The 4,477-nt window shown below is 71.6% G+C and carries 3 protein-coding genes; 1 reads left to right on the top strand and 2 read right to left on the bottom strand.

Annotation, left to right across the window (positions count from 1 at the left end; all coding sequences use genetic code 11):
- Positions 1 to 758, bottom strand: a 758-nt coding sequence (locus A6Q79_RS18005) for an EamA family transporter (protein WP_317698908.1), incomplete at its 3' end; no start/stop codon positions are given.
- Entirely contained in the window at positions 755 to 3,115 is a 2,361-nt protein-coding gene (locus A6Q79_RS18000; RefSeq protein ID WP_286690262.1) for an excinuclease ABC subunit UvrA, read from the bottom strand. The genes A6Q79_RS18000 and A6Q79_RS18005, both read right to left, overlap by 4 nt.
- Before the next feature lie 804 nt (positions 3,116 to 3,919).
- Here A6Q79_RS18000 and A6Q79_RS17995 point away from each other — a divergent pair.
- Complete coding sequence (locus A6Q79_RS17995; protein ID WP_286690261.1) at positions 3,920 to 4,342, top strand: hypothetical protein; 423 nt, start codon at positions 3,920 to 3,922, stop codon at positions 4,340 to 4,342.
- The last annotated feature ends 135 nt before the right edge of the window (positions 4,343 to 4,477 follow it).

The following is a 4,477-nucleotide window of genomic DNA, read 5'->3' as shown; positions in this document are numbered from 1 at the left end:
GGCAGCCGGGCGAGCCCCCAGCCGAACAGCAGGTACGCCACGGTCGTGGTCACGACGCCGAGCCACACCACCAGGACGAGGCCGGCGGGCGTCAGGAGCCACGCGCCAGCCAGGACGGCCAGCACGGGCAGGCTCACGACGCCCGCGACGCCGAAGAGCACCCCCATGATGCGCGCCGCGGACCGGCCCCGACCGAGGAGCTCCTTCGCGGCGAGCGTGTAGAGCGCGTACGAGCCGCCCGCCCCGACCGACCAGAGCACCGCGGCGCCGGTGGAGGCGCCCCCGTCGAGCAGGCCGGCCACGCACACGACGCCCAGGAGTGCGAGCACGGTGGCCACGCACCACCGCAGCGTCGGTGCCCGCCGCGACAGCAGCGCGTCGAGCACCCCCGTGACGACCGGTGCCGACCCGAGCGCCACCACGGTGCCCACGGCGACGCCGTTGCGCTCGGTGCCCTCGAAGAACGTCGGCTGGTAGGCGACGACGCCGGTCGCGCCGACGGCGACGAGTGCGGCGGGAGGCAGCCGGCCGAGGAGCGAGGCGCCCCTCCCCTCCGCCGTCGTGGAGGCCCGCGACGACGACGGCACGCGCGCGAGCCGGACGGCGACGGCACCGAGCAGCACGCCGCCGAGCGCGATGCGGGCGAGGCCGACCGCCACGGGCGAGGCGTCGACCTCGGCGAGGGCCTGGGCGGTGCCGGTCGTGGCGAAGCAGAGCGACGCGAGCAGCACCGCCCCGACCGCACGTGCGTCCCTCATCCGGACGTGCCGAGGTAGGCCGCCAGGTGCTGCGCGGTGAGCCCGCTGCCCGACGACACGAGCTGCGCGGGCGTGCCCTCGAAGACGATGCGCCCGCCGTCGTGGCCGGCGCCGGGGCCGAGGTCGATCACCCAGTCGGCGTGAGCCATCACCGCCTGGTGGTGCTCCACGACGACCACCGAGCGTCCCTCGTCGACGATGCGGTCGAGCAGGGCCAGCAGGTTCTCGACGTCGGCGAGGTGGAGTCCGGTCGTCGGCTCGTCGAGCACGAGCACCTCGGCCGACTCCGACAGCTGCGCCGCCAGCCGGAGCCGCTGACGCTCGCCGCCGGACAGCGACGACAGCGGTTGCCCGAGCGTCAGGTAGCCGAGCCCGACGTCGACGAGCCGCGCCACGACCTTCTGCGCCGCCGGCACGCGCGACTCGCCCTCAGCGAAGAAGCTGGCGGCCTCGGCCGCCGAGAGCTCGAGCACCTCGGCGATGTTCCTGCCGCCGAGGGTGTGCACGAGCACCGACGGCTGGAAGCGACGTCCCTCGCACTCCTCGCAAGGTGACTCGACGGTCGCCATGACACCGAGCTCCGTGATGACGACGCCCACGCCGCCGCAGGTGGTGCACGCTCCCTCGGAGTTCGAGCTGAACAGCGCCGGCTTGACCCCGTTGGCCTTCGCGAACGCCTTCCGCACCGGTTCGAGCAGGCCCGTCCAGGTGGCCGGGTTGCTGCGCCGCGAACCCTTCACGGGCGACTGGTCGACGACGACGACGCCCTCGTGCGCGGCGATCGACCCGTGCACCAGGGAGCTCTTGCCCGAGCCGGCCACGCCCGTCACCGCGCAGAGCACGCCCAGAGGCACGTCGACGTCGACGTCGCGCAGGTTGTGGCTGGACGCGCCGCGCACCTCGAGCCGTCCGGTGGGCGCGCGGACCTCGTCCTTCAGGGGCACGCGGTCGTCGAGGTGGCGTCCGGTGACGGTGCTGCTGGCGAGCAGTCCCGCGACGTCACCCTCGTAGCAGAGCGTGCCGCCCTCGGACCCGGCTCCGGGCCCGAGGTCGACGACGTGGTCGGCGACGCGGATCGTCTCCGGCTCGTGCTCGACGACGAGCACCGTGTTGCCCTTGTCGCGCAGCTGCAGGAGCAGCCGGTTCATCCGCTCGACGTCGTGCGGGTGCAGGCCGACCGTCGGCTCGTCGAAGACGTAGGTGACGTCGGTGAGGGACGACCCGAGGTGCCGGATCATCTTGGTGCGTTGCGCCTCGCCTCCCGACAGCGTGCCGGCGGGACGGTCGAGGGACAGGTAGCCGAGACCGATCTCGGTGAACGCGTCGAGGACGTGCTGCAGGCCGGCGACGAGCGGGGCCACGGAGGGCTCGTCGAGGTCACGCAGCCATGCGGCGAGGTCGCTGACCTGCATCGCGCTGAGGTCGGCGATGTTCTTGCCTCTGATGCGTGACGACAGGGCACCGACGGTGAGTCGGGTGCCGCCGCAGTCGGGGCAGGTCGTGAACGTGACGGCACGCTCGACGAAGCGCCGGACGTGCGGCTGCAGCGCCTCGACGTCCTTGCTGAGCATCGACTTCTGCACCTTCGTGAGCACGCCCTCGTAGGTGAGGTTGACGCCGTCGACGCGGATCTTCTCGGGCTCCCCGCGCAGCAGCTTCTCGCGCTGGGCGTCGGTGAGCTGGCCGATGGGCACGTCCATCGGCAGGCCCGCGCCGGAGAAGATGCGTCCGTACCACCCGTCCATGCTGTAGCCCGGGACGAGCAGCGCCCCGTCGGCGAGCGACTTGTCGGCGTCGTAGATCGCGGTGAGGTCGAAGTCGCTGACGGCGCCCATGCCCTCGCAGCGCGGGCACATGCCGCCGAGGTAGACCTCCTTGCGCGCGACGCGTCTCTCCGTGCGCCCGCCCCGCTCCGTCGTCATGACACCGCTCGCCGTGCGCGTCGGCACGTTGAACGAGAACGCGGTGGGCGGGCCGACGTAGGGCTCGCCGATCCGGCTGAACAGGATGCGGAGCATGGTGCTCGCGTCGGTCGCGGTGCCGACCGTCGACCGCGGGTTCGCCCCCAGCCGCTCCTGGTCGACGATGATCGCCGTCGTCAGCCCGTCCAGGTGGTCGACGTCGGGACGCGACAGCGACGGCATGAACCCCTGCAGGAACGCGCTGTACGTCTCGTTCACGAGCCGCTGCGACTCCGCCGCAACCGTCCCGAACACCAGCGAGCTCTTCCCCGACCCCGAGACCCCCGTGAACACCGTCAGCCGTCGCTTCGGCAGGTCGACGCTCACGTCCCTCAGGTTGTTCTCCCGGGCACCCTGCACCCGGATGACGTCGTGCCGGTCAGCGGTGTGAGCCATGTCGCTCAGGCTAGCGACGGCGGCGGTGGGTGGTCACGTGCTTCGGAGTGTGCTGCGTGCTGTGTTGCTGGTGCGCTGCCTTCGCGGGTTCGTGGTCGCTGCTGCGCTACCGCGGGTGTCCGGGGTCGGTGGTGCGCTGCCTGCGGGGGTCTGGTCTTGCTGGTGCGCTGCCTCGGCCTTCGCTGGGAGTGGTCTCCGCAAGGGCCTCGACCGGGCGGCTGGCGACGGCGCTGGTCTGGGGTCTCGGGCTAAGGGTTGGGCACGGGGTTGACGCAAGATTCTGCGTTCGCGCGTCGGGGTCCAAGGATTCTGCGTTTGTCACGGGATCCCGTCGTGAACGCAGAAGCATTCGGCCTCGCACGCGTGGGTGACGAATCGTGGGTGCCCTTTGCGTTGGGGTGACGAACGATTCTGCTTTCGGGTGAAACGGTCCACCCGAAAGCAGAATCGTTCCGACGCGACGCTCACCGTCGGTGGATTCTCAACCGCAAAAACGCTCCTGCGGTTGCAGATCCACCGATAGGACGCGCGCCAACGCAGAACGGTGGGTCAAGAACGCAGAAACGAAGAATCGTGCGTCACCCACAGGCCGAAGCCAGACCCCGAGACCCGAAGACACCCCAGGCCCGCTGCCGGCCGAGGCCCTCTCGGAGGCCGCCCCAGCGAAGGCCGAGGCAGCGCACCACCAAGGTCACGACCCCCGCAGGCAACGCAGCAGCAGGACCAGAACCCCGCAGGCAGCACACCACCAAGCCCACGCCCACCCGCGCGCGTCCAGCCCCACCCACCTGACATCCTCGTCCGGTGACAGCTCCCACCTCCCTCCCCCGCCTCGTCGGTCGTCTGCTGCTGGGTGCGTTCCTCGTGGTGGCGGGGGTGGCGCACGTGGTGGCGAGGCAGGAGTTCCACGCGCAGGTGCCGTCGTGGTTCCCGGTCGACGCCGACGTCACGGTGCTCGTGTCGGGTGCGGTCGAGCTGGCACTGGGTGCGGCGGTGCTGCTCGCGCCGCGAGCTCGACGTCCGCTGGTGGGTTGGCTCGTCGCCGGACTCTTCGTGGCGGTCTTCCCCGGCAACGTCGCCCAGTACGTGGAGGGGGTCGACGCGTTCGGGCTCGACTCCGACGGTGCGCGGCTCACGCGGCTGTTCTTCCAGCCGCTGCTCGTCCTGTGGGCGCTGTGGAGCACCGGCGCCTGGCCTCGGCAGCGCGACGAGGAGGGTCGGGCATGACGACGACAGCGACGACACCGCTCGTACGGGCCCGCACTGCCGTCGCCGTCGTCTTCACAGTGAACGGCTTCATGGTCGCGTCGTGGATGTCGCGGCTGCCGCTCGTGCGCGACGAGCTCGGGCTCACCCCCGGCC

Origin of the sequence: Aeromicrobium sp. REDSEA-S32_B7 (assembly GCF_001626145.1) — a bacterium.
GTDB lineage: Bacteria > Actinomycetota > Actinomycetes > Propionibacteriales > Nocardioidaceae > Aeromicrobium > Aeromicrobium erythreum.
Note: the sequence above shows the minus strand (reverse complement) of the source record. Positions and strands in the feature narration are given on the sequence as shown.

Bases quoted from the DNA above. Each gene is read 5' to 3' on its own strand.
- A6Q79_RS18000 (WP_286690262.1), bottom strand. From the start codon at position 3,115: ATGGCTCACACCGCTGACCGGCACGACGTCATCCGGGTGCAGGGTGCC.